The 24,863-nt window shown below is 73.7% G+C and carries 22 protein-coding genes; 7 read left to right on the top strand and 15 right to left on the bottom strand.

The genetic code is table 11. The annotated features are described in order from the left end of the window. Positions 1-3: 3 nt before the first annotated feature. On the bottom strand, positions 4-906 hold the full coding sequence (gene murQ / locus ABZ857_RS09400; RefSeq protein ID WP_357040133.1) for an N-acetylmuramic acid 6-phosphate etherase: 903 nt from the start codon (positions 904-906) through the stop codon (positions 4-6). A 29-nt stretch (positions 907-935) separates the two neighbouring features. Here murQ and ABZ857_RS09405 point away from each other — a divergent pair, with 29 nt between their 5' ends. After that, positions 936-2,042: a DUF1343 domain-containing protein gene (locus ABZ857_RS09405; RefSeq protein WP_357040136.1), complete on the top strand. Its 1,107-nt coding sequence runs from the start codon at positions 936-938 to the stop codon at positions 2,040-2,042. A gap of 2 nt (positions 2,043-2,044) precedes the next feature. On the opposite strand, the gene ABZ857_RS09410 is transcribed toward ABZ857_RS09405, so the two are convergent. From ABZ857_RS09410 to ABZ857_RS09450, 9 genes are all read right to left on the bottom strand, one after another. Then, the gene (locus ABZ857_RS09410; RefSeq protein ID WP_357040138.1) at positions 2,045-2,911 is read right to left on the bottom strand and encodes a GNAT family N-acetyltransferase; all 867 of its coding nucleotides are present in this window, start codon (positions 2,909-2,911) and stop codon (positions 2,045-2,047) included. Next, complete coding sequence (locus ABZ857_RS09415; RefSeq protein ID WP_357040141.1) at positions 2,908-3,927, bottom strand: ABC transporter ATP-binding protein; 1,020 nt, start codon at positions 3,925-3,927, stop codon at positions 2,908-2,910. Before ABZ857_RS09415 ends, ABZ857_RS09410 begins: the two co-directional genes overlap by 4 nt. Then, positions 3,924-4,967 carry an ABC transporter ATP-binding protein gene (locus ABZ857_RS09420; RefSeq protein WP_357040144.1) on the bottom strand — a complete coding sequence of 348 codons (1,044 nt, stop codon included), beginning with the start codon at positions 4,965-4,967 and terminating at the stop codon, positions 3,924-3,926. Before ABZ857_RS09420 ends, ABZ857_RS09415 begins: the two co-directional genes overlap by 4 nt. 6 nt (positions 4,968-4,973) lie before the next feature. Continuing rightward, positions 4,974-5,906, bottom strand: a complete 933-nt coding sequence (locus ABZ857_RS09425; protein WP_357040147.1) for an ABC transporter permease — start codon at positions 5,904-5,906, stop codon at positions 4,974-4,976. Next, positions 5,903-6,937 carry an ABC transporter permease gene (locus tag ABZ857_RS09430; protein WP_357040150.1) on the bottom strand — a complete coding sequence of 345 codons (1,035 nt, stop codon included), beginning with the start codon at positions 6,935-6,937 and terminating at the stop codon, positions 5,903-5,905. Before ABZ857_RS09430 ends, ABZ857_RS09425 begins: the two co-directional genes overlap by 4 nt. After that, a complete protein-coding gene (locus ABZ857_RS09435) occupies positions 6,934-8,751 on the bottom strand; it encodes an ABC transporter substrate-binding protein (protein WP_357040153.1) in 1,818 nt (605 codons plus the stop codon). Before ABZ857_RS09435 ends, ABZ857_RS09430 begins: the two co-directional genes overlap by 4 nt. Positions 8,752-8,901: 150 nt before the next feature. Further along, positions 8,902-10,380 carry a glycoside hydrolase family 3 protein gene (locus tag ABZ857_RS09440; protein WP_357040155.1) on the bottom strand — a complete coding sequence of 493 codons (1,479 nt, stop codon included), beginning with the start codon at positions 10,378-10,380 and terminating at the stop codon, positions 8,902-8,904. A gap of 94 nt (positions 10,381-10,474) precedes the next feature. Next, positions 10,475-11,479, bottom strand: coding sequence for a BadF/BadG/BcrA/BcrD ATPase family protein (locus ABZ857_RS09445; protein ID WP_357040158.1), 1,005 nt, complete (start codon positions 11,477-11,479; stop codon positions 10,475-10,477). An 86-nt stretch (positions 11,480-11,565) separates the two neighbouring features. Beyond that, the gene (locus ABZ857_RS09450; protein ID WP_357040161.1) at positions 11,566-11,790 is read right to left on the bottom strand and encodes a hypothetical protein; all 225 of its coding nucleotides are present in this window, start codon (positions 11,788-11,790) and stop codon (positions 11,566-11,568) included. A 167-nt stretch (positions 11,791-11,957) separates the two neighbouring features. Between ABZ857_RS09450 and ABZ857_RS09455 the strand changes: the two genes are divergently transcribed. From ABZ857_RS09455 to ABZ857_RS09465, 3 genes are all read left to right on the top strand, one after another. Then, positions 11,958-12,542 carry an MFS transporter gene (locus ABZ857_RS09455; protein ID WP_357040164.1) on the top strand — a complete coding sequence of 195 codons (585 nt, stop codon included), beginning with the start codon at positions 11,958-11,960 and terminating at the stop codon, positions 12,540-12,542. A gap of 249 nt (positions 12,543-12,791) precedes the next feature. After that, positions 12,792-13,412: a copper chaperone PCu(A)C gene (locus ABZ857_RS09460; protein WP_357040167.1), complete on the top strand. Its 621-nt coding sequence runs from the start codon at positions 12,792-12,794 to the stop codon at positions 13,410-13,412. Further along, complete coding sequence (locus tag ABZ857_RS09465) at positions 13,405-14,628, top strand: Dyp-type peroxidase (protein WP_357040170.1); 1,224 nt, start codon at positions 13,405-13,407, stop codon at positions 14,626-14,628. The genes ABZ857_RS09460 and ABZ857_RS09465 overlap by 8 nt, the downstream gene beginning before the upstream one ends. A 174-nt stretch (positions 14,629-14,802) precedes the next feature. Here the strand turns inward: ABZ857_RS09465 and ABZ857_RS09470 are convergent, their stop codons facing one another. Further along, on the bottom strand, positions 14,803-15,537 hold the full coding sequence (locus ABZ857_RS09470; protein WP_357040173.1) for a YcnI family protein: 735 nt from the start codon (positions 15,535-15,537) through the stop codon (positions 14,803-14,805). A 104-nt stretch (positions 15,538-15,641) separates the two neighbouring features. After that, positions 15,642-16,232 carry an MFS transporter gene (locus tag ABZ857_RS09475; protein WP_357040176.1) on the bottom strand — a complete coding sequence of 197 codons (591 nt, stop codon included), beginning with the start codon at positions 16,230-16,232 and terminating at the stop codon, positions 15,642-15,644. Positions 16,233-16,479: 247 nt separating this feature from the next. Between ABZ857_RS09475 and ABZ857_RS09480 the strand changes: the two genes are divergently transcribed. Together ABZ857_RS09480 and ABZ857_RS09485 are read left to right on the top strand one after the other, a co-directional pair. Then, a complete protein-coding gene (locus tag ABZ857_RS09480) occupies positions 16,480-18,342 on the top strand; it encodes a cytochrome c oxidase assembly protein (RefSeq protein ID WP_357040179.1) in 1,863 nt (620 codons plus the stop codon). A gap of 160 nt (positions 18,343-18,502) precedes the next feature. Next, positions 18,503-19,159: a hypothetical protein gene (locus ABZ857_RS09485; RefSeq protein WP_357040182.1), complete on the top strand. Its 657-nt coding sequence runs from the start codon at positions 18,503-18,505 to the stop codon at positions 19,157-19,159. Between the two features lie 42 nt (positions 19,160-19,201). On the opposite strand, the gene ABZ857_RS09490 is transcribed toward ABZ857_RS09485, so the two are convergent. Then, positions 19,202-20,920: a DEAD/DEAH box helicase gene (locus ABZ857_RS09490; RefSeq protein ID WP_357040211.1), complete on the bottom strand. Its 1,719-nt coding sequence runs from the start codon at positions 20,918-20,920 to the stop codon at positions 19,202-19,204. A 171-nt stretch (positions 20,921-21,091) separates the two neighbouring features. Next, positions 21,092-22,618 carry a von Willebrand factor type A domain-containing protein gene (locus ABZ857_RS09495; RefSeq protein ID WP_357040185.1) on the bottom strand — a complete coding sequence of 509 codons (1,527 nt, stop codon included), beginning with the start codon at positions 22,616-22,618 and terminating at the stop codon, positions 21,092-21,094. 175 nt (positions 22,619-22,793) lie between these two features. Here ABZ857_RS09495 and ABZ857_RS09500 point away from each other — a divergent pair, with 175 nt between their 5' ends. After that, the gene (locus tag ABZ857_RS09500) at positions 22,794-23,978 is read left to right on the top strand and encodes an MFS transporter (protein ID WP_357040188.1); all 1,185 of its coding nucleotides are present in this window, start codon (positions 22,794-22,796) and stop codon (positions 23,976-23,978) included. Here ABZ857_RS09500 and ABZ857_RS09505 read toward each other — a convergent pair. Next, positions 23,945-24,769, bottom strand: coding sequence for an SAM-dependent methyltransferase (locus ABZ857_RS09505; protein WP_357040191.1), 825 nt, complete (start codon positions 24,767-24,769; stop codon positions 23,945-23,947). The two genes, ABZ857_RS09500 and ABZ857_RS09505, sit on opposite strands and share 34 nt — an antisense overlap. Between the last annotated feature and the right edge of the window lie 94 nt (positions 24,770-24,863).

Consider the following 24,863-nt stretch of genomic DNA (forward strand, 5'->3'; position numbering starts at 1 on the left):
TTGTCAAGCACTGTGCAGCGCCGGGCCGAGCCGGTTGCCGTGCGCCGCGAGCAGCGCCCGCGCGTCGTCGGCGCCCACGCCGCGCTCGATCATCACGACGGCCGTCTTCACGTCCCGTCCCGCGCTCTCCAGGACCTCCCGGGCTCGCGGCACCTGCGTGCCGGTGATGTCGGAGACGATGCGGGCCGCCCGGTCGACCAGCTTGGAGTTGCTGGCCACGACGTCGACCATGAAGTTCCCGTACGTCCGGCCCGACCTGATCATCGTGATCGTGGAGATCATGTTGAGGACGAGCTTCTGGGCCGTGCCGGCCTTCAGGCGGGTCGAGCCGGTGACCACCTCGGGCCCCACGATGACCTCGATCGCGTGGTCGGCGGCCCGCGCGAGCGGGGTGCCGGTGTTGCAGGCCAGGCCCACGGTCAGCGCGCCGAGCCGCCGGGCCTGCTCGACCGCCGCGACGACGTACGGCGCGCGCCCGCTGGCGGAGATGCCCACGACCGAGTCGAGCGGGCCGGTGTGCTTGTCCCGGATCACGGCGGCGCCCGCCTCCACGTCGTCCTCGGCGCCCTCGACCGAGCGCACCAGCGCGGCCTCGCCGCCCGCGATGATGCCCTGGACCAGGTCGGGGTGGGTGCCGAAGGTCGGCGGGCACTCGGAGGCGTCGAGCACCGCGAGCCGCCCGGAGGTGCCCGCGCCCACGTAGAGGAGCCTGCCTCCGTCGGCCATCCGCGCTGCGATCGCGTCGATGGCCGTGGAGATCGCCGGGACGGCCCGGCCCACCGCGGCCGGGACGGCGGCGTCGCCCGCGTTCATGAGCCGCGCGATCTCATCCGTCGGGAGCGTGTCGATCCCGCTGTAGCGGGGATCGCTCTGTTCGGTGGCGAGAGCGGCGAGTGATTGCGTCATGGTCATGGTTCCTCGGCTTCGGAGTCTTCATGGATCGCGTGCGTACGGGGCTTGAGCTGCTGGTGAGCGCGCCGAAGGCCGCGTGGGGGCGGGTGGGCCTCGTCACCAACCCCACCGGAGTCCTGCCCGATCTGACCGCCGCCGCACCGGCCCTGCTGGCCGCCGGGGTGCCCGTGACCACGCTGTTCAGCCCCGAGCACGGCCTGCGCGGCACGGCTCAGGCGGGCGGCGGCGAGGGCGACGCCGTCGACCCGGTCACCGGCCTGCCCGTGCTCGACACCTACCAGAGGACCGGAGACGACCTGGACGCGCTGGTCGCGTCGTCGGAGGCGGACGCGCTCGTCTTCGACGTGTGCGACGTGGGCGCGCGCTTCTACACCTACGTCTGGACGATGTACGACCTGATGGGTTCGGCGGCCCGGCTCGGGCTGCGGTTCACCGTGCTCGACCGGCCCAACCCGATCGGCGGGGCGGTGGCCGAGGGCCCGGTGCTCGACCCGGCCTTCGCGAGCTTCGTCGGCCGCGCCGCCCTGCCCGTGCGGCACGGCCTCACGCCGGGTGAGATCGCGCTGTCCGTCAACGGCGCGATCGGCGCCGAGCTGGAGGTCGTGCCGATGGAGGGGTGGCGCAGACAGTGGCAGTTCGACCGCACCGGGCTGCCCTGGGTGATGCCGTCGGCCAACATGCCGACCCTCGACACCGCCCTGGTCTATCCCGGCACCGGGCTGCTGGAGGGCGTGAACGCCGCCGAGGGCCGCGGCACGACCCGGCCGTTCGAGCTGGTCGGCGCGCCGTACGCGGACGGCCGGTTCGCCGCCGCGCTGAACGACCTCGGCCCGCCCGGCGTGCGCTTCCGCGACACGTGGTTCACGCCGACGTTCGGCAGGCACGCGGGGGTGACGGTGCGCGGCGCGCAGCTGCACGTGACCGACCGCGAGGCCTTCCTGCCGGTGCTGACGGGCGTGTCCGTCCTGCACGTGCTGCGCGCCCTCTATCCGGGCGACTTCGCCTGCGAGCCGTTCCTCGACCTGCTGTGGGGCTCGGCGTCGCTGCGCGAGCACCTGGAGGCGGGCCGCGACCCCCGGGGGCTGTGCCCCCCGCCGGGCCCGCCCCAGGGTGAACTGCTGTACGGCTGACATCAGTCCAGCGCGCGGCGGTAGAGCCAGAACACCCGCTCGGTGCGGGCGCCCACCGCCCGGGAGTAGAAGCGGAGCGGGCCCACCCAGCCGATCTGCGCCGACGCCTGACCCGCGGCGGCCTGGTCGGCGAGGCAGCGGCGCAGCAGCACCCGGCCCACGCCGAGGCCACGGGCGGCCTCGGCCGTGCCCATCGGCCCGAACCAGAGCGGCCGGGCGCCCCAGGCGGCGAAGCCGAGGATCTCCCCGTCGCGCGCTGCGTAGTGCAGGCCGGTCGCCTGCTCGGCCTCCCAGGCCCACTTGTCGTTCCACTGTGCGCGGACGAAGGCCGCGACCGCTCCTCGATTCCCGACGGGGGCCGCGGCGACGGTGACCCCGGCGGCGGCGAGCTTCGCCAGGTCGGCCTCGTGCTCGGCCTCGTCGTAACGGGCCGGCAGGTCGGCCGTCATGTTCCACGCCACGCGGTACTGCTCGTATCCGAGGCTCTCGGCCAGGCAGGCGGCCGGGGTGTAGCGCACGTCGATCCCGGGCCAGGCGTAGCAGGGCGGGTTGCCGGCGAACCTCGCCTCGGCCGCGCCGTGCGCCCGCATCCACTCCTCGGCCGCGCCGATCAGTGCCCGTCCGATCCCCCGTCCCCGGGCGGCGGGGTCGACGGCGATCAGGTCGATGTGACCGGCGCCGTCCGCGCCGATCGACACGAACACGGCTCCCTCGCGATCCGGCGTGGCCAGGATCGTCCAGGTCCGCTCCCGCGGCGGGTCGGCGAGGCGCCGTACGACCAAGGGGGCGTCCTCGGCGTCGGCCCACAGCGCGGCGGCGGCCAGGCGCTCCAGCCGCTCGTCCACCTCGACCGGAAGGATGTCCGTCACTCGCCCACCCCCACCGGGATCACGCTGCGCCGCCTGGGGTGGAAGCAGGCATGTTCCTGTTCCGTCTCCTGTTCGAGCCCGCCGTCGCGGCCCAGCACGGGCATCTCGCTCTCGCAGCGCTCGGTGCCGAACGGGCAGCGCCGCGCGAACAGGCAGCCGCCGTCGGGCTCGCCCTCCCGCTGCATCTCCCTCGGCACGACCCGCTCGGCGCCCGGCCGTTCCAGGCCGTGCAGCACCGGGATCGCCGACAGCAGCGACTGGGTGTACGGGTGGACCGGGTCGGCGATGATCTTCTCGGTGGCGCCCCGCTCGACGACCTGGCCGCGGTAGAGCACGTACAGCTCGCCGTCGTCGCCGATGTAGCGGGCGGTGGCGATGTCGTGGGTGATGAACAGCACGCCCACGCCGAGGCGCTCGCGCAGGTCCTTCAGCAGGGCGAGGATGCCCAGGCGCAGCGACACGTCGATCATCGAGACGGCCTCGTCGGCGACGAGCACCTCGGGGTCCATGGTGAGCGCGCGGGCGATAACCACGCGCTGGCGCATGCCGCCCGACAGCTGGTGGGGGTAGCGCGGGAGCACGTAGCCCGGGTCGATGCCGACCATCGCCAGCAGCTCCGCGGCCCGCCCGTCGACCCACGACCTCGGGCGGCCCGTCTGCCGGGCGCGCAGCGCCAACGGCGCCTCCAGCGCCTGGTGGATCGTCCGCGTGGGGTTGAGCGCCGAGTAGGGGTCCTGGTGGATGAGCTGGACGCGGCGGAAGTACGGCTGCCGCTTGCGGTGGCTGAGCGACGACATCGGCACGCCGTCGATGACGATCTCGCCGGCGTCGTGGGTCTCCAGCCCGGCGATGATCCGGCCGAGGGTGGTCTTGCCGCTGCCCGACTCACCGATGAACGAAACGGCGCCGCCCTTGGCGATGGCGAAGTCCACGCCCCGCAGCGCGGGCACCTCGCGGGCGCCGAGCACGCCGCCGCGCTGCTTGAAGATCTTGGTGATGCCGGTTCCCGTGATCACACGAACTCCTTCCGCTTGACCAGGGTGAGGTGGCGGTCGGCGGCGTGGCAGGCGACCGTACGGCCGTCCCGGTTGACGGACATGGGCTCGTCGGTCTCGCACACCTCCATGCGCCGCTCGCAGCGCTCGCGGAACACGCAGCCCTGCCTGGGCAGCGTCCCGAGCGTCGGCGGGCGTCCCGGCAGCGCCCGGGCCAGCGACAGGTCGCCGGACAGGCGCGGGATCGCCCTGATCAGGCCCTGGGTGTACGGGTGCCGGGCGTCCCCGAGCACCTCGGTCACCGGGCCGTGCTCGACCACCCGGCCGCCGTACATGACGGCGAGGCTGTCGGCGACCTCGGCGACCGCGCCGACGTCGTGGGTGATGACGAGCGTGGTGAGCGCCCGCTCCTCGTGGACCTCGCGGATGATCCGCAGGATCGTGGCCTGCGTGATCATGTCGAGGGCGGTGGTCGGCTCGTCCAGAACGACGACCTTGGCGTTCAGGACGAGCGCGAGCATGATGCCGACCCGCTGGCGCATGCCGCCGGACAGCTCGTGCTGGTAGGAGTCGAGCACCCGGGCGCCGTCCATGCCCATGCGGGCCAGCAGGTCCTTGGCGTCGCGCACCAGCCCCCGCAGGTCCTCCACGTCGTGGGAGCGGCCGAGGTCGAGCAGCTGCTTGCCGATGGTCTTGAGCGGGTTCAGCGAGTTCTGCGCGGCCTGGAAGACGTACCCGACCTGGCGGCCGCGGGCGCGGCGCAGGTCCTCGCCCCGCAGCGCCAGCACGTCGCCGAGGCCGTCAATCTCGACACTGCCCGCCGCGATCCTGCCGGGCGGCTGAACCGCGTTGAGCAGGGAGAACGCGAGCGTCGACTTGCCCGAGCCCGACTCGCCGACGACGCCGGTGATCGTGCCGGGGGCGAGGGTGAGGTCGACGCCGCGTACGGCGGGCAGCTCGCCGGCGGGCGTCTTGTAGACGACCGTGAGGTCCCGGATCCGGACCCCCGGTGCTTCCATGTCACGTGCTGCCATGTCACGTGCGGCCGTGTGAGCCGTCATAAGGGGCTACTCCTCCCGCAGGCGGGGATTGAAGATCTCGTCCATCGCGTCCACGATCAGCACGATGCCCAGGGTGAGCAAGAGGATCGCGATCAGCGGGGCCAGCAGGTACGGCAGCGCGGCGGGAGTGGTGAGCGCCCCGCCGTTGAACACGGCGAGGTTCAGCATCACGCCCCAGTTGTTCGACTCGAACGGCAGCACGCCGAGGAAGAACAGGCCCACCTGGGCGTACACGGCGCCGGTGACGGCGATGAGCATGTTCATCGCGATGTAGGGCGCCATGCTCGGCAGCAGTTCGCGGCCGATGATGTGCCGGGTCGGCAGGCCGAGGCCGCGGGCGGCCTCGATGAAGCCGCGCTCGCGCAGCGACAGCGTCTGCGACCGTACGGCGCGGGCGATGCCGCCCCAGCCGAGCAGCCCGAGCACCAGGCCCATCTCCAGCGGGCTCTCGAACTTCCACACGGTGGACAGCACGAGCAGCAGCGGCAGGCCGGGGATCGCGAGGTTCATGTCGGTCAGCCGCATCAGCACCGTGTCCCACCGGCCACGGCGGAAGCCCGCGAACAACCCGATGAGGGTGCCGACCGCGACCGTGATGACGGCCGTGGCCAGGCCGGTGAGCAGCACGTAGCGCGCGCCGGTGACGACCAGCGCGAGCACGTCGGTGCCCTCGAAGTCGGTGCCGAAGGGGTGGGCCAGGCTCGGCGGCGCGTACAGCGCGTTGTCGTCGCGCGGCAGCTGCGCGGGGTAGATCAGCGGCCCGGCCACGCCCATGACCGCGAACAGCCCGACGATGACCACGCCGGCCATGCGGCTGGGCTTGCGCCGCAGCACCCGCCACACCCCGCGCCAGAAGTTGCGCCGCAGCGTCGCCCGGGTGGTCCCGGCCGGCGCGGCCTCGGGGCTGATCGCCCCCTCAGGGTTGACGATGACGGTCATGCCGCGCCTCCGCTCCTGACCCGGGGGTCGATCACCGTGTACAGCAGGTCGGCGGCGATGTTGGCGACGACGATGCCCACCGTGATCACCAGGAACGTGCCGCCCATCAGCGCGTAGTCGCGGCTGCTGATGCTGTTGACGAGCAGCAGGCCGAGGCCCGGGTAGTTGAAGATCTCCTCGATGAAGATCGAGCCGCCGAACAGCATGCCGATCGACAGGGCGAGGATCGTGAACAGCGGCAGGATCGCGTTGCGCGCGAGATACCGGAACACGAAGCCGCGCCGCAGGCCACGCAGCTCGGCCGCGAGGATGAAGTCGTCGCCGAGCACGGCGACGACGTTCGACTTCATCGCGAGGATCCACCCGCCGTAGCTGGCCAGCGTGTACGTGACGACCGGCAGCACGGCGTGGTGCACCAGCGAGCCGAGGTAGCCGGCGTTGAAGCCGGGGACGAACTCGACGTCCACCGGCCCGCCCGACGGCATGATCGGCCACAGCGTGGCGAAGATCGCGGTGAGCAGCAGGCCGATGACGTACACCGGCACGCCGTGCAGCAGCGAGCCGGACAGCGCGAGCGCGTCGCCCAGCTTGCCCGACCGCTTGATCGCGGCGTAGACGCCCATGGTGACGCCGAGCAGGAAGCTCAGCAGCGTGCCGGCGAGGACCGGCAGCACGGTCCACCGGGCCGCGTGCCCGATGAGCGTGGTCACCTCCACGCCGGGCGTGCTGAGCGAGCGCCCGAGGTCGAGGTGGAGCAGCGAGCCCATGTAGCCGACGTACTGCTGCCACAGGTTGCCGGTGGGCAGGAAGCCGTACAGGACGGCGGTGGCCCGCTCGGCCTGCTCGGGCGACATGCCCTTCTGGATCAGGCTCTCGTACTGCCCGAGCACGGGGTTGCCGGGGATCTCCCGGATGATGACGAAGCTGATGGTGGCGACGACCCAGATCATCGCCAGGCCGCGGACCAGGTGGCCGCCGATCTTCCTGGCGATGGCGCCCAGCCGGGGACGCCCCGGAACGACGTGCGTCATGCCTGCCCCTTCTCCGCTTTCCTGATCATCCCGAGCTGCATCCACACGCCGGACGACAGCCGCAGGGACTCGTCTTCGTCGGGCGGGAACGCGGTGTACCGGGACGTGTTCACGAACTGGGTGTTCACGTAGTCCCAGAGCTGGACGACCGGGAGCTGCTCGTTGGCGACCTTGGCCAGGACGCCGACGATGCGCTGCTGCTCGTCGTGGGACGCGTAGTTCAGCCTGCTGGTCAGCTCGCCCGGGTCGACCGTGCCCGCGGTGCCGGCGTCGACCTTCTGCGGGCCGCCCATCCAGTTGCCCTCGGTGCCCGGCGCGACGTGGCGCAGCCGGCCGCCGAACATCTGCCAGCCGTTCGCCTGCCCGAACAGCCGCTGGAAGATGTTGTACGGCGAGGGGCCGAGGCCGATCAGCCAGAACCCGAGGTCGTACTTGCCGTCGGCCAGCTCTCCGAGATAGAGCGTGTAGTCGGCGGCGGTGACCACGCTCGCGTCGATGCCGTGGTCGCTGAGCTGGCTGCTGATCGACTTGGCCGCGGCGACCCAGTCGGAGAACGACGCGGGCACGTGGATGCGGACCTTCCACGGGCTGCCGTCCGGCAGGGCCCACCGGCCGCCCCGCTTGGTCATGCCGGCCGCCTTCAGCTCGGCGTCGGCCTTGGCGGGGTTCACGCGGTACTTCTCAAGGGTGTCGAACGCGTCGCCCAGCCAGGCCCGGGCCGCCTTGGCGTGGATGCCGGAGGTGGTGGCGGCGGGCGTGCCGCCCTCCGGGGAGGCGATCCTCGTGACCTGGGCGCGGTCGATCAGGTAGGCCATCGCCCGCCGCACGTGCACGTTGTCGTACGGCTTGTGCGACTGGTTGAACGCGAGGGAGACCGCCACCGGCGAGTAGCCCTTGACCACCTTGCTGCCCCGCGCGTCGCGGATCCGGTCCATGACGGCGGTGGGCACGGAGGTGAAGGGGGCGTTGTCCAGCCGGCCGGCGATCAGGTAGTTCCAGATCTGCTCGTTGCCGGTGTAGTTCAGGATCTTCACCTTGTCCGGCGCGATGTTCTGCCGGGCGTAGAAGTAGGGGTTGCGCTTCAGCAGCGCCGCGCCCGGGTTCACCCGCTCCAGCACGAACGGCCCGGCGGACACGTCGTGACCGGGGTTGAAGGCGATGACCTTCTCCGCCAGCCCGGTGATCTGGTTCTTCGCCTTCTCGGCCGCCTCGCCCTGGCCGTGCTGGGCGACCTTGAGCGTCTGCCAGAAGTCGGCGGGCAGCAGCTTCCCGAAGACGTGCGCGGGCACGACCACGGTCGACAGCAGGTTGGCGAGGAATGTCGAGCTGCGGTTGGCGCCCTGCGTCACCCTGATCGTCTTGGGGTCGACGACCTGGATGTCGGCGGCGGCGCCCGCCGCCTTCGGGTCCAGCGCGTACGCCGTGCCGCCCTGGGTGTAGGCGAGACCGATCGAGACGCGCACGTCCTCGCTGGTCACCGCCGCGCCGTCGGACCACCTGGCGTTCGGCTGCAGGTGGATGACGACCTCCGACCGGTCCGGGGACATGCTCCAGCTCCTGGCGATGGCCGGGTAGAACTGGTTGGGATCGGTGGGGTCGTTCTTGGGCCACGCCAGCGCCATGCCGTTGTATCCCGAGAAGACCGATCCGACGGGGTTGAACGGGTTGATCGGCGCGCTCGCGTTGATCTGCTTGCTGCCGTCGATCGTGGTGTACACGCCACCCTGCTGGGCGGTGTCCGTCGTCCCGGTAGTGCCGCAGGCGGTGGCTGTGACGATCGACGCCAGAGCCACGATCGCCGCGAGTCGCTTCATGGGCTGCTCCTGGTTCCCGATTGCCTGGACAATACGGGCGCTCTCGCGATGCCGTCAATTTTTTCCACCGATAGACGCGGCTATGGAGTTAATTTTTACCCGAGCCCGCTACCTGCGAAGACGTCCCACGCGAGGGATCGGCGAGACCGGTCAGACGCCGCCGGTGAGCCAGCCGGCCGCGGCCCGCGCGGAGGCCGTGGAGTTGCCGTGGGTGGCGAGATACAGCCGCCCGGCGGGCGGCCCCGGCACCCCCGTCTCGACCACGACCGCGTCCGGGCGGGCCCGCAGCGCCTCATCGAGGAGCCGCCGCATCCAGGCGTGCCGTACGGCGTCGTGGACGGCGATCACCAGGGGACGCCCCGTCTCGCTCAGGTCCGGCAGGTGCCCGTCGTCGTCCACCTCGGCCGTCACCGTCCCGGGCAGGATCTCCTCGATCGCCTGGCCGAGTTTCAGGGGCTTCGCGCGGCCGACGGCCTGGCTGGGCCGTGCCGCCAGGTGCACCACCAGCGGCGCCTTCGACAGCGGCGGCGCCTTCTCCGCCGGGGTCGCGCGCAGGGCCGCCGTCGCCGCCGCCAGGCCGAGGCCCTCGTCGGCGTCGCGGGCCACCGCGGCCCTGGCGCCGGCCTGCGCGTCGTACCACACGGCCAGGTCCCGCACCCGGCCCGCCGCCTCGGCCAGGCGCTCCTCCGCCAGCCGTCCCTCGCGGACCGCGCCGCTGATCGCGTCGCGCAGCGCGTAGACGCTCTCCCCTCTGGCCGAGGACACCCCGACGCAGATGGCGTCGGCCCCGGCGGCCAGCGCGCGGACCGCGATCTCGCCCGGCTCGTGCAGGGCGGCGACCGCGCGCATCTCGATCGCGTCGGTCACCACGAGCCCCTCGAACCCCAGCTCCTGCCGCAGCAGGCCGGTCAGCACGGCCCGGCTCAGCGTCGCGGGCAGCGCGTCGACGGCGGGGACGAGCAGGTGACCGCACATCACGGCGCGCACCCCGGCCGCGATGGCGGCCCGGAACGGCGGCAGGTCGCGCCGTTCTATCACCTCGCGGGAGGCCCGTACGGCGGGCAGTTCGAGGTGGGAGTCGGTCACGGTGTCCCCGTGGCCGGGGAAGTGCTTGGCGCAGGCGGCCACCCCCGCGCTCTGCAGTCCCTCGATCCACGCGGCGCCGTGGCGGCCGACGTCCTCGGGGTCGGAGCCGAAGGAACGCACGCCGATGACGGGGTTGCGGGGGTCGGCGTTGACGTCCACCACGGGGGCGTAGTCGAGGGTGACGCCGGCGGCGGCGACCATCCGGCCGATCTGCCGCGCCACCCGGCGGGTCAGCGACTCGTCGCCGGCGACGCCCAGCGCCAGGTTGCCCGGCCAGGAGCTTCCGGTGGCGGCCTCCAGCCGGGTGACGGCGCCGCCCTCCTCGTCCACGGCGACGACCACGTCCGGCCGTTCCCGGCGCAGCTCGGCGGCCAGGGCGGCCGTCCCGCCGAGACCGTCGGCGTCACGGGAGACGTTGCGGGCGAACAGGACCACGCCGCCCAGGCCCTCCGCGAGCGCCCGCCGCAGCCACGCGGGCGGCTCGGTGCCCTCGAAACCGGGCTGGAGCACGGCCATCGCCATCCGGTCCAGCTCGCCGCTCATGCCCCCTCCTCGCCAGATGGCTCGGAGTCAGGTCGTGCCGAAGGCGCGCAATGGAGCACCCCGCGAAACGCACCGTGTCTACCGATTCGCTCGCTCATGCGCCCCCCTGCCCGATCAAGGCGCGGTGCGCCTCGGCGGCACGCGGGTCGCCGGGCAGGGCGGCCCGCACCGCGAGCGCGGCGGCGCCCGCCGCGTTGTCCCGGGCGCGCACCAGCACGGCCCTCCTGCCCAGCTCGGCCCTGACCAGGTGGGCGAGCTCGGTCGGCTCGGTCAGCAGCGACCCCGCGAGCACCAGCGGCTCTCCGCCTCCCTCCGCCTGTGCTCCCCTGGCACGGGCACTCTCCCCGGCGACCACCCGTGCCGTACGGCACAGCCTGCGGGCCGCCTCCGCGACGACGCCGCGTGCCACCTCGTCACCCTCGCGGGCGGCGACGTCCACCACGGGCGCGAGCGTGCCGAGCCAGGCGGGCCCCGACTCGGCGACCCGCGCGTACACGGCCGCCACCAGGGCCTGGGCGAGCGCGGGCCCGTCGTCCTCACCGGCCGCCCCCGCTCCCAGGACGGCCTCGGCCACCCGGGCGACCAGCACCGTGGGGGCGCCCCGGCCGTCGATCGCGTTCAGCGCCGCGCTGGCGGCACGGCGGCCCAGCCACACGCCCGAGCCCTCGTCGCCGAGGAGCCAGCCGAGGCCGTCGGCCCGCCGTACGACCCGGCGGTCGCGGATGCGGGCGCCGATCGCGCCGGTGCCGGCCACCAGGACCGCGCCGTCGGGCCGGTCGGTGGCGCCGGTGAAGGCGACGAGCATGTCGGCCACCACCGCCGGGCGCCCGGCGAGCCCGGCCTCGCGCCAGGCCCGTTCGGCCGGCTCCGCGGCGCGGGCCGCCCCGGCCAGGCCGAACACGCCCCCGGCGACCAGCGCGGGGTCCAGGCCCTCCAGCGCGCCGAGCAGCGCCGCGCGCAGGTTGGCGGCCGGGTCGGGGACCGAGATCGCGTTGGCGCCGCCGGCCCGTCCCCGCCCGGCGACCTCGCCCGACTCCGTGACCACGACACAGCGCGTGCTGGTGCCTCCCCCGTCCACACCGACGAACAGAGCCCCCACGGCCGCTCCCTTTGTAGATACCTTCCATCAACCTATAAGGCGATGGAAATCTTCTACAACGGCCGCCGGTCGGGCGGAAACCCCGATTATTTCCCGCTGTCGGTGAGATCGACGAGCGCCGTGGCCGCCCGGAAGAACTTGTTGCGGCCGAGGTCGCCAACGGTCTTGATGTGGAAGGCCTTCTTCAGCAGCTCCGCGTCCTCCGCGCTCACCCCGGCCAGCGCGTCCACCGGCGCCTTGATGATCTCGTCCAGGGTCTTGTCCTCGTACTCGCGGTCGAGCAGCTTCGCCAGGTCCGCCGATACAGCCATGGTTCCCCCCATCGAACACGCCCCCGATACCTCTTGAAGTGCCCAAACGGCCCATTCCCTATGCCGCTCGCGAGCCTCCCGCCGGGTGGCGGGCCGCCCTTGGCCCGCGAGCGACACGGCGTCCCGGTACGGGGACCGGGCGTCCGGCATGCGATATTGGCTGTGCCATGCCGGTGACATCGCCCCTCCGCCTCGCCCGAGCCGCCGCCTTCACCGCGGTGTGCCTCGGCCTTGGCGTGGTGGCGCACCTGCTCAGCGGCGGCGCGGTCGCCCCCGGCGCGCTCGCGCTGGGACTGCCTGCGGTGTTCGCCGCCGCGCTGCCCCTGTCCGGCCGGGAACGGACCCTGCGCGCGATCCTGCCCCTGCTCGCGGCTCTGCAGGTCGCCCTGCACGTGCTGTTCGCCCTGTCGTGCCCGTCGTCGTCCGCCGGACCCGCCATCGCGGGCCACGTCATGGACGGGCACGGGATGGCCGGGCATGCCATGGCCGGGCCGGGCTTCGGCATGCTGCTCGGCCACGGCTGGGCGGTGGTGCTGACGGCACTGTGGCTCGCCAGGGGTGAGGCCGCCCTGTGGGCGCTGCTGCGGCGGCTCGCCGTACGGCTCACGCGGATCGCGGCCGATCCGGCGCCGCCGGTGTTCACGCGGCCGGCGTCGCCGCACCCGGACGAGCCGCGCGTGCCGCGCTCGTCCGCGCCACGTCACTGCGTCACGCGGCGCGGCCCGCCCCGCCTTCTCCTGCCGTCCGCCTGACGGCGCTCCTCATTCCGCTCCCCGGCGGCATACGGCCCCGGGGGCGTATCAATGATCTTTCCGGCGGTGCATGCCCGCGCGCACGCCCCCGCAGCCGTGGCGGCCGTCCCGTGACGCCTTCTTCCAGAGCCTTCGCGCCGGTCCCGCCGCGCCCTGACTCGCATCGCCCGGGTACGGCCCGCAGGGGCCGCCCCGCGCGTCCGGGAACGCCGCCCGCATGCCGCCGGACGACCGAGAGAAGGCTTCCGCATGACCATCACGACCCTTAACCGCATGCTCCCGGCGGCGCTGGCCGCCCTTCTGGCCGCCGGGGCCTGCGCGGCGCCGGCCGACACCCGGGCCGGCGCTGTGTCGTCGGGCACTGTGTCGTCCGGCGCTGTGTCGTCCGGCGCTGTGTCGTCGGGCACTGTGTCCGCCACCGCAGCCGCCTCGCCGGCCGCGGCGCAGGCCCCCGCCTCCGCGGCCGCCACGGCCGCCGCCCCGCTGGCGATCAGCGACCCGTGGGTGAAGACGGCCCGCTCCGGTATGAGCGCCGCCTTCGCCACGCTCGTCAACACCACCGGCGAGGCGGTCACCGTCGTCTCGGCGAACACCCCCGTCTCCCCGACGGTGGAGTTGCACGAGGTCGTCGGAGGCGACGGCACGATGACCATGCGCCGCAAGCAGGGCGGGTTCGTGATCCCCGCCGGCGGCCGGCACGTGCTCCAGCCCGGCGGCGACCACATCATGCTCATGAACGTGCGCACGGCCGTCGAGCCCGGTGCGGAGGTGCCCTTCACGCTCACCCTGAAGGACGGCAGGACGGTGTCCTTCACCGCGGTGGCCAAGGACTTCGCCGGCGCCAACGAGTCCTACGCCCCTCATGAGTGAGCGCAGGGGGGAGTCCGCCCCGGCGGGACGGCGGCTGACCCGGCGCGGCCTGCTCGCGGGAGGGGCCGTCGCCGCCGCGGCGGCGGCCTGCGCCCCGGCCTCCGCCGTACCGGACACGGCGGGGCGCGCATCGGCCGGGCCCGCGCCCCTCCCCGGCGGTGACGCCGTCGAACCCTTCCACGGCGCCCATCAGGCGGGCATCGCGACGTCTCCGCAGACGTTCGGGGTGTTCGTCGGGTTCGACCTGCGGCCGGGGACCGATCGCGCGGCGCTCGCGCGCCTGATGCGGCTGCTCACCGACGACGCGCGGCGGCTGACCCGGGGCGAGCCCGCCCTCGCCGACACCGACGCCGAGCTGGCGCTGCTGCCCGCGCGGCTCACCGTCACCTTCGGGTTCGGCGCCGGGCTGTTCGAGGCGGCGGGGGCCGGGCATCTTGGGCCACGGCCGCTGCCGTCGTTCAAGGTCGACGCCCTCCAGCCCCGCTGGAGCGGCGGCGACCTGCTGGTCCAGGTGTGCGCGGACGACCGCGTCACGCTGGCGCACGCGCTGCGCGTGCTCGTCAGGGACGCCCGCTCCTTCGCGACCGTACGCTGGACTCAGCACGGATTCCGGCAGAGCCCGCAGGTGCGCACGCCGGGGACGACCCAGCGCAACCTGATGGGCCAGCTCGACGGCACCGTCAACCCACGTCCGGAGTCGGCGGACTTCGACCGGGCCGTGTGGGTGCGCGACGGGTGGCTGCGCGGCGGCACCACGCTGGTGCTCCGCCGCATCCGGATGGACCTGGAGAAGTGGGACGCCGCGGACCGGGCGGCCAAGGAGTTCAGCGTCGGGCGGCGGCTGGACACCGGTGCTCCGCTGACCGGCCGGGCCGAGACCGACGAGCCCGACTTCGCCGCGCTCGGCCCGTCGGGCCTGCCGGTCATCTCCGAGTACGCGCACATCCGCCGCGCCCGGGTGGCCGACCCGGGCATGCGGATCCTGCGCCGGGCCTACAACTACGAGGACGGGCTCAGCCCGGAGGGACGACCGGACGCCGGCCTGTTGTTCGCGTCCTACCAGGCCGACGTGGCGCGGCAGTTCGTCCCGATCCAGCGGCGGATCGCGGAGGTGGACCTGCTGAACCAGTGGATCACCCCCATCGGGTCGGCCGTCTTCGCGGTACCGCCCGGGTGTGCCCCGGACGGCTGGATCGGAGAGACCCTCCTGTCCTGACCGCCGTACCTCCCTGCGGGCCCGGCCCGGATCCTGCGACGGGGTCCGGGCCGCGCCCCGCATGCCGGGTTCGCCCGCCGCATGACCTGCCTCCCCGGAGAAGAGGAGCCCCTTTCCGAGACGCATGTCCCGGAAAGGTGCTCCCGGCGGTGCGCCGCGCGCTCGGCCGCGTGCTCAGCCGCGCGAACGGCGCAGCGCCGTGACGCCCGCTCCGGCCCCGACCAGGCCGGCGACGAGGCCGAGGCCGCCGAACACCAGGGCCGGGGTGGTGTTCCCGCTCTCCTGATCGTCGTCATCGCTCGCCGCGGCCGCCACCGTGGGGGCGGCGGCCGGCGAGGCGGAGGCGGCGCCGTGCTGGTCGTCCTCGCCCTCCTCGGCGGCGACGAGCTTGAGCGTCGGCGCGGGGTGTTCGGGCTCGGAGCCGTCGGCCTTCGGGGCGTCCGCCCACTTGACCACCTCACCGCTGGAGTAGGTCTGCGCCGTGGGGAACTCGAGCGCGTCCACGTTCTTCGGCAGCGGGCCGACCGACGCCTCGAACTCCTGGAACTGGCCGGACTCGATCTTCCCGCCGGACCAGGTGATCTTCAGCACCGACTCGGTGATCGTGTCGCCGCTGTCGGAGACGACCGGCTTGGGCAGCTTGCCGCGGGTGAGCTTGACGTCCCAGCCGGGAACCGGGCGGACCGAGACGAACGGCAGCGGGTGGTCGGTGGGAAACTCGACCTCCACCTTGGTGGTCGAGGCGTTGTCGCGCTCGTTGGGGACGCGGAAGGCGATCTTCGTCCAGCTGCCCTGTACGGCGGTGCCGGGGTTGACGGTGACGTGGGCGAGGGCGGGCACGGCGAGACCGATGGTGAGCGCGAGGGCACCGGCGGTGACGGCGGCCGCGCGACGGACGTACGAGGTCATGGGGGTTCTCCAGTCGTCTGCGAGATTACGAAGGCGCGCGAGCGCGGTCCCATGGGCGCCAAACGTGGTCCCAGGGAGAGATACGCGTCGCTCGCGCGTGAAGCTCAGAGGACGGGAAGAACCGGTGGCCCGCGGCGGACGACCGCATGCCGTAGAACGCCCGCGGTGCGCGGGGCGCGCTCGGAGCCCGGCAGCGCGCGGGGGCGAGGACGTCCGGCGCCCGCGAGATCCGCTCCCCGCAGCGCCAGCAGCGCACGCACCAGCGCGGCCACCGCCCGCAGGCAGCGGACCGCTCCGGCGCCGATCCCGCGCAGCACGGACCACAGGGCCTCCTCGCCGCGCGACAGCCACCAGCCGGTGAGCAGCGCCGCGGTGAGGTGGGCGGTGAGCATGCCGGTCTGCGCGCTCAGGCCGCCGTGCCAGGTCGGGTGCGACACCGCGGCGGACCCCGTGACGTCGAGGAGACAGTGCAGGAACGCCTGGGCGCCGGCCAGCAGGGCGACGATCGTCTGAGGCGATCGTTCCCGGCCCGCCGCGACGGCCGCGCCGGCCGTCACCGTGAGCACCCCGGTGAGGAGCGCGGCGGGCGTCGGCCCGCCTCCGCCGGCGAACCGGTGCGCGCCGACGGCGAGGAGCACGCAGACGGCCGAGAAGGCGGCCGACCGCGCGAGCCTGAAGGAGAGCGTGGCGCGCATGACGCCGGGATTGTCTCACACCCCGGCGATCTCGGCTGGTCCGCCGCCGATCTTCCGCGCACGCCGTCACCGCACCGGCATCGGGCCCTCTCCCGTACGGTCCGCATCAAGTGCCGCCGGGAAGGACCGTTGAACGTTTCAGCCGGACGCCGAAGTGAGGGCCGATCCTCCCGCGGGGGCTCCCCAGAGGGCGGCCCTTCGGTCATACTCGCAAGCGATCAACGGTGCCGAGCCGAGGACGCCGACGATGACACCTCCCCAGCGCCTCCGCGGCGCGGTCGTCCCCGCCGTCGTCGCGACGGCGCTCGCCGCGCTGGTGCTCGCCCTGTGGTTCGGCGGCGGCAGACCGCAACCGGCGATCCAAGGTCTGCCCTCCCCCGGCGCGCTGACCACCTGGGGCCTGCCGGTCGCGCGCCTCGCCCACGACGTCTGCGCCGCCGCCACGATCGGGGTCCTGCTGGCGGCCGTCGTGCTGGCCCCCGCGAGCGGCCGGGCCGTCGTACGGGCGGCCGGGGCCTGGGCGCTCGGCTGGGCGGCGAGCGCGGCGGTCACCGAGGTGCTGACGCTGTCGGACTTCCTCGGGCTGCCCCCGGGGGACGCGCTGCGCTCCGGCGCGCTGTCCGCCTTCCTCTTCCACATCCCGCAGGGACAGGCGTTCCTGACGGTGACGGTCGCGGCCCTGGCGGTCGCCGCCGGGTCGCTCCTGCCGCACGGCCCCCTGCTCCGGTTCGCGCTGCTCGCGGTGGCGCTCCTCGCGGTGCTGCCCCCGGCGTACGTGGGTCATTCGGCCTCGGCGGCCGACCACAACCTCGCCGTCCTCAGCCTGATGGCGCACGTCGCGGCCGTCACGCTGTGGATCGGCGGCCTGTACGCCCTCGTGGCGCACCTGCGCGCCGCGCCCGGGCTCACCGTCGCCGTGCGCCGCTTCAGCACGCTCGCGCTGGGCTGCTTCGCCGCCGTCGGGGCGTCCGGCGCCCTCAACGCCTGGGTCAGGCTCGGCTCGCCGCCCCTGCTGTGGCAGTCGAAGTACGGCCTGCTCGTGCTGGCCAAGATCGCCGCGCTGGCCGTCCTGGGCTGGTTCGGGTGGCGGCACCGGCGCAGGACCATCGGGGCGATGGAGTCCGGCGGGGCCCGCGCGCCGTTCCTCCGCCTCGCCTGCGGCGAGATCGCGGTGATGGCCGGCACGCTGGGCCTCGCCGTGGCGCTCGGACGCACACCCCCGCCCGCCACGGAGACAGGCGCGCACCAGCACGACGCGCTGGGATACGCCCTGCCTCCCCTCACCCCGGGCGCGCTCGCCACCGAGGTGCGGCCCGACCCGATCGCGCTGCTCCTGCTGGCCGCCGCCGCGGCGGCGTACCTGTCCGGCGTACGGCGGCTGTCCCGCACTTCGGGGGACGGCGAGCGGTGGCCGGCCGGGCGGACCGCCTCCTGGCTGGCCGGTCTGGTCGTGCTCGCCTACGCCACCTCGGGAGGAGTGGCGGCCTACGCGCCCGCGCTGTTCTCCGCGCACGCGGCGCAGTACGCGCTGCTCGGCGCCGCGGGCCCGGTGCTGCTCGTGTTCGGCGCCCCGGTGACGTTGTGGCGGCGGGCCCGTCCGGATGCCGATCCCGCCGGCGGTCCCGCCGGCCGCGCGTTGTCCCATCCGGTGACGGCGCTGGCCCTGTACGCGCTGCCGTACCCGGCGCTGTATCTGACGGGCCTGTTCGGGTACGCCCAGCCGAGCCTCGCCCTTCGGCTGACCGCGCAGGCGGTGGTGACGGTCACCGCGGTGCTCTTCCTCGCGGTGGCCGCGGGCGTGGACCCGCTCCCGCGCGCGATCCGGCCGCAGGTCCGCGCCTGGATGCTCGCCGGGGCGATCGCCGTACGCGCCTGGACGGGCCTGGTGGTGCTGGCGGGGCCGCCGCAGGCGCCGGAGTGGTACGCGGCGCTCGGGCTGCCGTGGGCGCCGGACCGGGGTGCCGACCAGCGGCTGGGGGCGCTGCTCGGCACCGGCGTGGCCGTCGCCGTCCTCGCCGGCCTGCTCGCGCTGCTGCTCGCCCGCTGGCACGCGGCGCGGCGCAGGACCGGCGCGGCCGCCCGCACCGGGAGGTCCGTGGGCGCCCGCTGAGCTTTCCGCATCCGGACGGCCATGGCGAGAAGTCTGTGGCCGGCCACGCATTTTCCCGCGCGGCCTATTTCGATGGAAGTCCGCGGACCTGAAGAGGTGCGGTTCAGCCGGATATTCATCTATTGAGCTCCTATGGCGCGGAACTCTAGGATGCCGTCCCATGCGTCCTCTGATCTTGAGCGGTTTCGCCGCCTCCCTCCTGCTCGCGTGCGCCGCTCCCGCGTCGGCAGCCGAGACCGGCAAGCCGCTGACCCCGGCCCAATTACGCGCGGCGCTGCTGACCCCCGAGGATCTGGGTGACGGCTACGTCCCGAATACCAAGCGCAATCGCGAGGTGCTGGACGCGGAGGAGGCTCACACGAAGAAATGCGCGACGGCCCTCCGGGCGCTGAAACCACTCCTGAAAAGCAGAGCGGCGGTCTTCATCAACGAGGAGGACAATCCGGCTGGGGTCAAGCAGTTCGCCCTCAGCGGCACCTCCGCCGCCGTGTCCTCCTGGAAGAAGGCGGGGACGGTCATGGTCCGCGACTGCGCCGGGGTCAGGACGAAGACCCACGGCGTCAAGCAGAGCATCACCAGGCTCTCCGTCGGGAAGCTCGGGAACTGGGCGTACGGGATCAGGTACAGCAAGCTGATTCCCTCGGTGAACCCGGACCCGATCCACGCGTCGGACCTTGTGCTCATCGGAGCGGGGAACACCGTGACCCTGCTGGTCACCGACGGATTCTTCGGGACGTTCGATCCGGATCTCAGCGAGCGGGCCGCGCAGCTCGCGGTGCCGAAACTGCGGGACGCCCAGGAGACGGCCGTCCGGTGAGAACGGCCGTCGCCCGGATCCGGCGGCGCCCTGAGGAGAAGGTCAGCGGCGGCCGCGGGGGGCGCCGTCGCGGTCCCTGCGCACGACCGGCTTCCTGCCCTTGATCGTGGTGCGGCGCAGCGCCGAGACCACCTCGTCCACGGCGCCGTCCGGGATCTCGACCAGGGTGAACCGGTCGGCGATCTCGATCGCCCCGATCTCGCGCCCGCTGACCCGGGTCTCCCCGGTGATCGCGCCGACGATGTCCTGGGGGCGCACGCCCGCGCTGCGGCCCGCGCCGACGAACACGCGGCTCATCGCGCCGCCCCCGCGCCGCCCGCGCCGGTCGTCGCGGCCGAACCTGTCGTCGCGCGGCCCGCGCTCGGGCCGCTGCGGGCGCGGCGTGACCTCGGGGATCTCCTCCTCGTCTGCGGCGGCTCCGGTGGACTCGTGGGCGAGCTTGACCGCCGCGAGCGCGATGTCGACCAGGTCGAACTCGTCGGCGAGCGTCTCGACCACCACCCGGAAGCGGTCGAGGTCGCCGTCCTCCATCAGGCTCTCCTGCAGGGCGGCCCTGGTCAGCTCCAGCCGGCGGGCGCGCAGGTCGGCGACCGTCGGCACCTTCTCGACCGCGATCTTGCTGCGGGTGACGCGCTCGATGGTCTTGAGCATGCGGTGCTCGCGCGGCTCGGCGAGCGTGATCGCGACGCCCTCGCGGCCGGCCCGGCCCACCCGGCCGATGCGGTGCACGTACGACTCGGGCGCGGACGGCACGTCGTAGTTGATGACGTGGGTGAGCTGCTCGATGTCGAGGCCGCGCGCGGCCACGTCGGTCGCGACGAGCAGGTCGGCGGTCCCGCTGCGCAGCCGGCCCATGACCCGGTCGCGCTGCTCCTGGCCCATGCCGCCGTGCAGGGCCTCGGCGCGGTAGCCACGGCCGTTCATCGTCTCGGTGAGGCTGTCGACCTCCTCACGGGTGCGGCAGAAGACGATCGCCGCGGTGGGGGCCTCCACGTCGAGCACCCGGCCCAGCGCGGCGGGCTTGTACGCCCGCGACACGATGTAGGCGCTCTGCCGGATGAGCGGGGCCTCGCCGGCGGCGGGCGCCTCCCGCTCGATCCTGATCCGCACCGGCTCGCGCAGGTGGCGGCGGGCGATCCCGTCGATGCGCGGCGGCATGGTCGCGGAGAACAGCACGGTCTGCCGGTCCTCCGGGGTGTCCTGGAGGATCGCCTCGATGTCGTCGGCGAAGCCCATGTCGAGCATCTCGTCGGCCTCGTCGAGGACGACCATCCGCAGGCCCTTGAGCGGCAGGGTGCCCCTGCCGATGTGGTCGAGCGCCCGTCCCGGCGTGGCGACGACGACGTCCACCCCGCGCTCCAGCGCGCGCAGCTGCCGCCCGATCGGCTGGCCGCCGTAGATCGGCAGCACCCGCGTGCCGAGGTCGCGGCCGTAGCGGTGCATGGCCTCCGACACCTGCACGGCCAGCTCGCGGGTGGGCACGAGCACCAGCCCCGCGGGCTCGCCGCCGTCGGCCTCCATGGCCGCCGGGTGGAGGCCGCCATGCAGCCGCTGGAGCATGGGCAGGGCGAACGCGGCCGTCTTGCCCGTGCCGGTCGCGGCCTGGCCGAGGAGGTCTCGGCCCTCCAGCAACGGCGGGATGGCCTCCCGCTGGATGGGCGTGGGCTCCTCGTAACCGAGACCGGTCAGGGCCTTGAGGAGCTCGGGGCCCAGCGCCAGATCGGCGAATCCGGGGCCTTCGTCAAACTCGTTCACGGCCATGTCCTGCTCCTGGTCCTGCTCCTGGTCCCGGCCTGCGGCGGGGCGAATGTGCACGGGACGACCCTATGGTCTTTCCGCCCTTACCCCGAACGCAGCCCCCGGCACCCGGCCCGGCGTCGCCGTGGGTTCCACAGCGCACCGGGCCGCGGGCCGCCGTCCGCGTGCGGGCGGTCAGCCCAGGTCACGGTCCCTGCGCAGCAGCGTGGCCAGCTCGGATACGGCCGGGTCCTCGGTCCGCGCCGCCAGGCGGTCGGCCTGGTCGATCAGCTCGGCGAGGCTCCACGTCCCGCCCCTCCCGGACCACCGGCCGCGCAGGTGCTCGGCGAAATCGGCGGCCACGGCGTCGACCTGGAGGCGGACGGAAGCGCTCCCCCACAGGGCCGGGGCCAGCGCGTACACGTCGACGCTCCGGTCCGCCTCCGACGGCCGCCGGGTGTCGGGGTCCAGCCAGCGCACCGTGGCGGTGGCGAGCCGGCCGTCCGCGCCGGGGCGCAGGCGCACACGGTAGAGCGCGGTGACCGAGTGGCCGGGACCGATCTCCCCGCCGTCCTTGCTGTCGTCACGGAAGTCCTCCGAGGTCAGCGCGCGGTCCTCGTATCCGAGAAGTGCGTACGACTCGACCGCCGACGGGTTGAAGGAGACCTGCGCCTTGGCGTCTCGGGCACGCACCTCCAGCGTGGTGGTGAGCCGTTCGGTGAAGGCCTTCCGCACCTCGTCCTCGGTGGAGACGTACACGGCCGCGCCGTCGCCCCTGTCCGCGAGCTGCTCCATGAGCTGGTCGCCGTACTCGCGGCCGACGCCCACGCACAGTAGAGTGATCTTCTTGCCGGCGTACTCGCTCACCCGGTCGAGGATCGCCTGCCAGGCGGTCTCGCCGGTGTTGGCCAAGCCGTCGGAGAGCAGGATGACGCGGTTGGTGGCGTCCTGTCTGAAGGCGCCCGCCGCCAGGCGGTAGCCGGTCTCGAGGCCGTCCGACAGGTTGGTCGATCCGCCGGCGCCCAGCATGTCGATAGCCTCATGCAGCTCGGCCCGGTAGGTGACCGCGGTCATCTCCGCAACCACGTGGGCCTCCTCCCGGAACGACACGATGGCAACCTGGTCGCCGGGCACGAGCTGGTCGACGAGCGTGTGCAGCGCCCGGCGCACGAGGTCGAGCCGGCCGGGCTCGGCCATGGACCCGGAGACGTCGACCACGAAGGTGAGGCTGACGGGCCGCCGCACCGACGCGTCCGGCTCTCGGGTCTGCAGGCCGACGCGGAGCAGCGCCGTCCCCTTCTCCGGCATCCTGGCCCCGTCGAGGTGGACGGCGAAGCCGTCGCCCTCCGGCTCCGCGTAGTCCTGGCGGAAGGCGTTGACGAACTCCTCCGTACGCACCTGTCCCGGTTCCGGCCGGCGACCCTCCTGTATGGCACGGCGGGCGTAGCCGTAGGAGGCCGTGTCGACGTCGAGGGCGAAGGTCGACGGCTCCTCCGCGCTGTGCTCCTCCGCACGCTCCTCCGCACTGTGCGACGCCTGCTCCTGGTCGAGTGAGCGCGCCTGGCCGCCCGGGTAGTCGCGCCGGGCGGAGTCCGGGGCGTTCTGCGGGGCGGCCGGTGCTCTGGCCCCGGCGTCCGGGGCGCTCTCCCCGGCGGAACAGGCGGTGGCGAACAACAGGGCGATCATGGTCAGGGTCGCGAGGATCGGGCTGGACTTCTTCATGGGCGCCTCCAAGGTCTGTCCACCCTCTGGGACGGACCCCGGACGGCCGTGGGCCGCCTCGGTCATCCAAGTGAGGACGAACCGTTCCCGGCTCGTGATCGTTCAAGCCCGGCCCGTCACGGCTGTCGCAGCGGTCACACTGTCGGCATGGCCCGCGAGGACATACCGTGTGATCGTGGATCTTCGGGAGCTGAGACGGGCCAGGTTCGCGGTGTCGGTCACCTTCGCCCTGCACGGCGCGGTGACCGGTGGCTTCGCCTCCCGCATCCCCTGGATCCAGGACCACGTCGGGGCCGGGCCCGGCCAGCTCGGGCTCGCCCTGCTCGCGCCCGCGGTCGGCTCCATCCTCGCGATGCCGACCGCGGGGCGCCTCACGCACCGGTTCGGCGGGCGGGCCGTCACCCGCGTCTCGATCGGCCTGTGGTGCCTGGTTCTCGTCCTGCCACCGCTGGCGCCGAACCTGCCCCTGCTGTGCGCGGCACTCCTGCTGTACGGCGCGGTGGCCGGCCTCGGCGACGTCGCGATGAACGCCCAGGGGGTGGTGGTCGAGCAGCGGCTCGGCCGTTCGATCATGTCCGGGCTGCACGGCATGTGGAGCGTGGGGACGCTCGCGGGCGGCGCGGTGGGCACGCTGGCCGCGAGCGCGGGCCTCGACGCCCGGCTCCACCTGGGCGGGACGGCGGTCGTGCTGTTCCTCGTGGCCCTGGCCGTGGGACCGCTGCTGCTCGACGTGCGGGCGGGCGAGGACGAGCCGGCCCCGCCCCATTTCGTGCTCCCTCCGCGCGGAGTGCTCCTCATCGGGCTGGTGGGCTTCTGCGCGGTGTTCGGCGAGGCCGCCGCCCAGGACTGGTGCGCGGTCTACCTCCGGCAGGTCGCGGGCGCGTCCCAGGCGGTGGGCGCCGCGGCGTACACGGCCTTCGCCTGCATGATGGCCGCGGGCCGGTTGTGCGGCGACGCGGTGGTGCGGCGGCTGGGGCCGGTCGCGACCGTGCGCGGCGGCGCGGCGCTGGCGGCGCTCGGCGGGCTGCTCGTCGCGGTCTCCCAGGTCCCGGTGCCGGCGACCGCCGGGTTCATGCTGATCGGCGTGGGGATCGCGGTGGTCATCCCGCTGGTGTTCGCGGCGGCGGGCAACGCCGGGCCCTCACCGAGCGAGGGCGTCGCGGGCGTGGCCACGGTGAGCTACGCGTCGGGGTTCGTCGCGCCGAGCGCGATCGGCGGGATCGCCACGCTGGCCGGGCTGCCCGCCTCGTTCGCGCTGGTCACCGTGTTGCTGCTGGCGGTCCTGCTGGGCGCGGGCAGGCTCGCGCCCTCGGCGGGTGCGGCGCGTCAGGAGACGCGGCCCACCCCGCACAGGAAGTAGTTCTTGACCGCCAGCAGGCGCGGGTCGAACGCCTCGTGATCGGGCCGCCACTGGTGCAGGTTGACCACGCCGGGCTCGACCAGGTCGAGCCCCTCGAAGAACGGCGTGATCTCGTCCGACTGCCGGGCCACGAACTGCGCGGACGCGCCCTGGTAGACCTGCTCGACGTGCGGCGCCCGCTCCGGCTGCTCGTCCACCGCGACGTGCGAGATGGCCACGTAGCTGCCGGGCGCGAGCGCCTCGCGGATCTCCTTGATCAGGCGGCGGGGCTCGTCGGAGTCGGGCAGGAAGTGGACGATCGCGAGCAGCAGCACGGCGACCGGCCGGTCGAGGTCCAGGTGGCCCCGCACCTCGGGATGGGACAGGATCTCCCCCGGCCGCCGCAGGTCGCCCTCCACGACGCGCACCTGCGGGCTGTCCTGGAGCAGCGCGCGGGCGTGCGCGAGCACCTGCTGGTCGTTGTCGACGTACACCGTCTTCGCCCCGGGCGCGTGCTCGGCCGCCACCTGGTGGACGTTGCGCTGGGTGGGCAGGCCCGCACCGATGTCGAGGAACTGCCGGATGCCCCGGCCGGCGAGGAACCGCACGGCGCGGACGAGGAACTCCCGGTTCTCCCTGATCCCCAGGGGGATCTCCGGGACGTGCCGCAGCACCTGCTCGGCCGCCGCCCGGTCGGCGGGGAAGTTGTCCTTGCCGCCGAGGAAGTAGTCGTACATCCGGGCCGCGTTGGGCACGTTCGGGTCGAAGCCGGGCCCCATCGCCGCCGGATCCATGGCGCCTCCCCTGGTCATCGGTGAACCCGAACGATCTTAGCCCGTTGCACACGAAGCACCGTATCCATAGAGGAACGCGACATTTCCCGAAGATCGGGGCCGAACAATGTCA

The organism is Microbispora sp. NPDC046933, assembly GCF_040644635.1.
Taxonomy (GTDB): Bacteria; Actinomycetota; Actinomycetes; order Streptosporangiales; family Streptosporangiaceae; genus Microbispora.

Bases quoted from the DNA above. Each gene is read 5' to 3' on its own strand.
- murQ (WP_357040133.1), bottom strand. From the start codon at position 906: ATGACGCAATCACTCGCCGCTCTCGCCACCGAACAGAGCGATCCCCGC.
- ABZ857_RS09405 (WP_357040136.1), top strand. From the start codon at position 936: ATGGATCGCGTGCGTACGGGGCTTGAGCTGCTGGTGAGCGCGCCGAAG.
- ABZ857_RS09420 (WP_357040144.1), bottom strand. From the start codon at position 4,967: ATGACGGCTCACACGGCCGCACGTGACATGGCAGCACGTGACATGGAA.
- ABZ857_RS09425 (WP_357040147.1), bottom strand. From the start codon at position 5,906: ATGACCGTCATCGTCAACCCTGAGGGGGCGATCAGCCCCGAGGCCGCG.
- ABZ857_RS09430 (WP_357040150.1), bottom strand. From the start codon at position 6,937: ATGACGCACGTCGTTCCGGGGCGTCCCCGGCTGGGCGCCATCGCCAGG.
- ABZ857_RS09435 (WP_357040153.1), bottom strand. From the start codon at position 8,751: ATGAAGCGACTCGCGGCGATCGTGGCTCTGGCGTCGATCGTCACAGCC.
- ABZ857_RS09440 (WP_357040155.1), bottom strand. From the start codon at position 10,380: ATGAGCGGCGAGCTGGACCGGATGGCGATGGCCGTGCTCCAGCCCGGT.
- ABZ857_RS09450 (WP_357040161.1), bottom strand. From the start codon at position 11,790: ATGGCTGTATCGGCGGACCTGGCGAAGCTGCTCGACCGCGAGTACGAG.
- ABZ857_RS09455 (WP_357040164.1), top strand. From the start codon at position 11,958: ATGCCGGTGACATCGCCCCTCCGCCTCGCCCGAGCCGCCGCCTTCACC.
- ABZ857_RS09460 (WP_357040167.1), top strand. From the start codon at position 12,792: ATGACCATCACGACCCTTAACCGCATGCTCCCGGCGGCGCTGGCCGCC.
- ABZ857_RS09465 (WP_357040170.1), top strand. From the start codon at position 13,405: ATGAGTGAGCGCAGGGGGGAGTCCGCCCCGGCGGGACGGCGGCTGACC.
- ABZ857_RS09470 (WP_357040173.1), bottom strand. From the start codon at position 15,537: ATGACCTCGTACGTCCGTCGCGCGGCCGCCGTCACCGCCGGTGCCCTC.
- ABZ857_RS09475 (WP_357040176.1), bottom strand. From the start codon at position 16,232: ATGCGCGCCACGCTCTCCTTCAGGCTCGCGCGGTCGGCCGCCTTCTCG.
- ABZ857_RS09480 (WP_357040179.1), top strand. From the start codon at position 16,480: ATGACACCTCCCCAGCGCCTCCGCGGCGCGGTCGTCCCCGCCGTCGTC.
- ABZ857_RS09485 (WP_357040182.1), top strand. From the start codon at position 18,503: ATGCGTCCTCTGATCTTGAGCGGTTTCGCCGCCTCCCTCCTGCTCGCG.
- ABZ857_RS09490 (WP_357040211.1), bottom strand. From the start codon at position 20,920: ATGGCCGTGAACGAGTTTGACGAAGGCCCCGGATTCGCCGATCTGGCG.
- ABZ857_RS09495 (WP_357040185.1), bottom strand. From the start codon at position 22,618: ATGAAGAAGTCCAGCCCGATCCTCGCGACCCTGACCATGATCGCCCTG.
- ABZ857_RS09505 (WP_357040191.1), bottom strand. From the start codon at position 24,769: ATGACCAGGGGAGGCGCCATGGATCCGGCGGCGATGGGGCCCGGCTTC.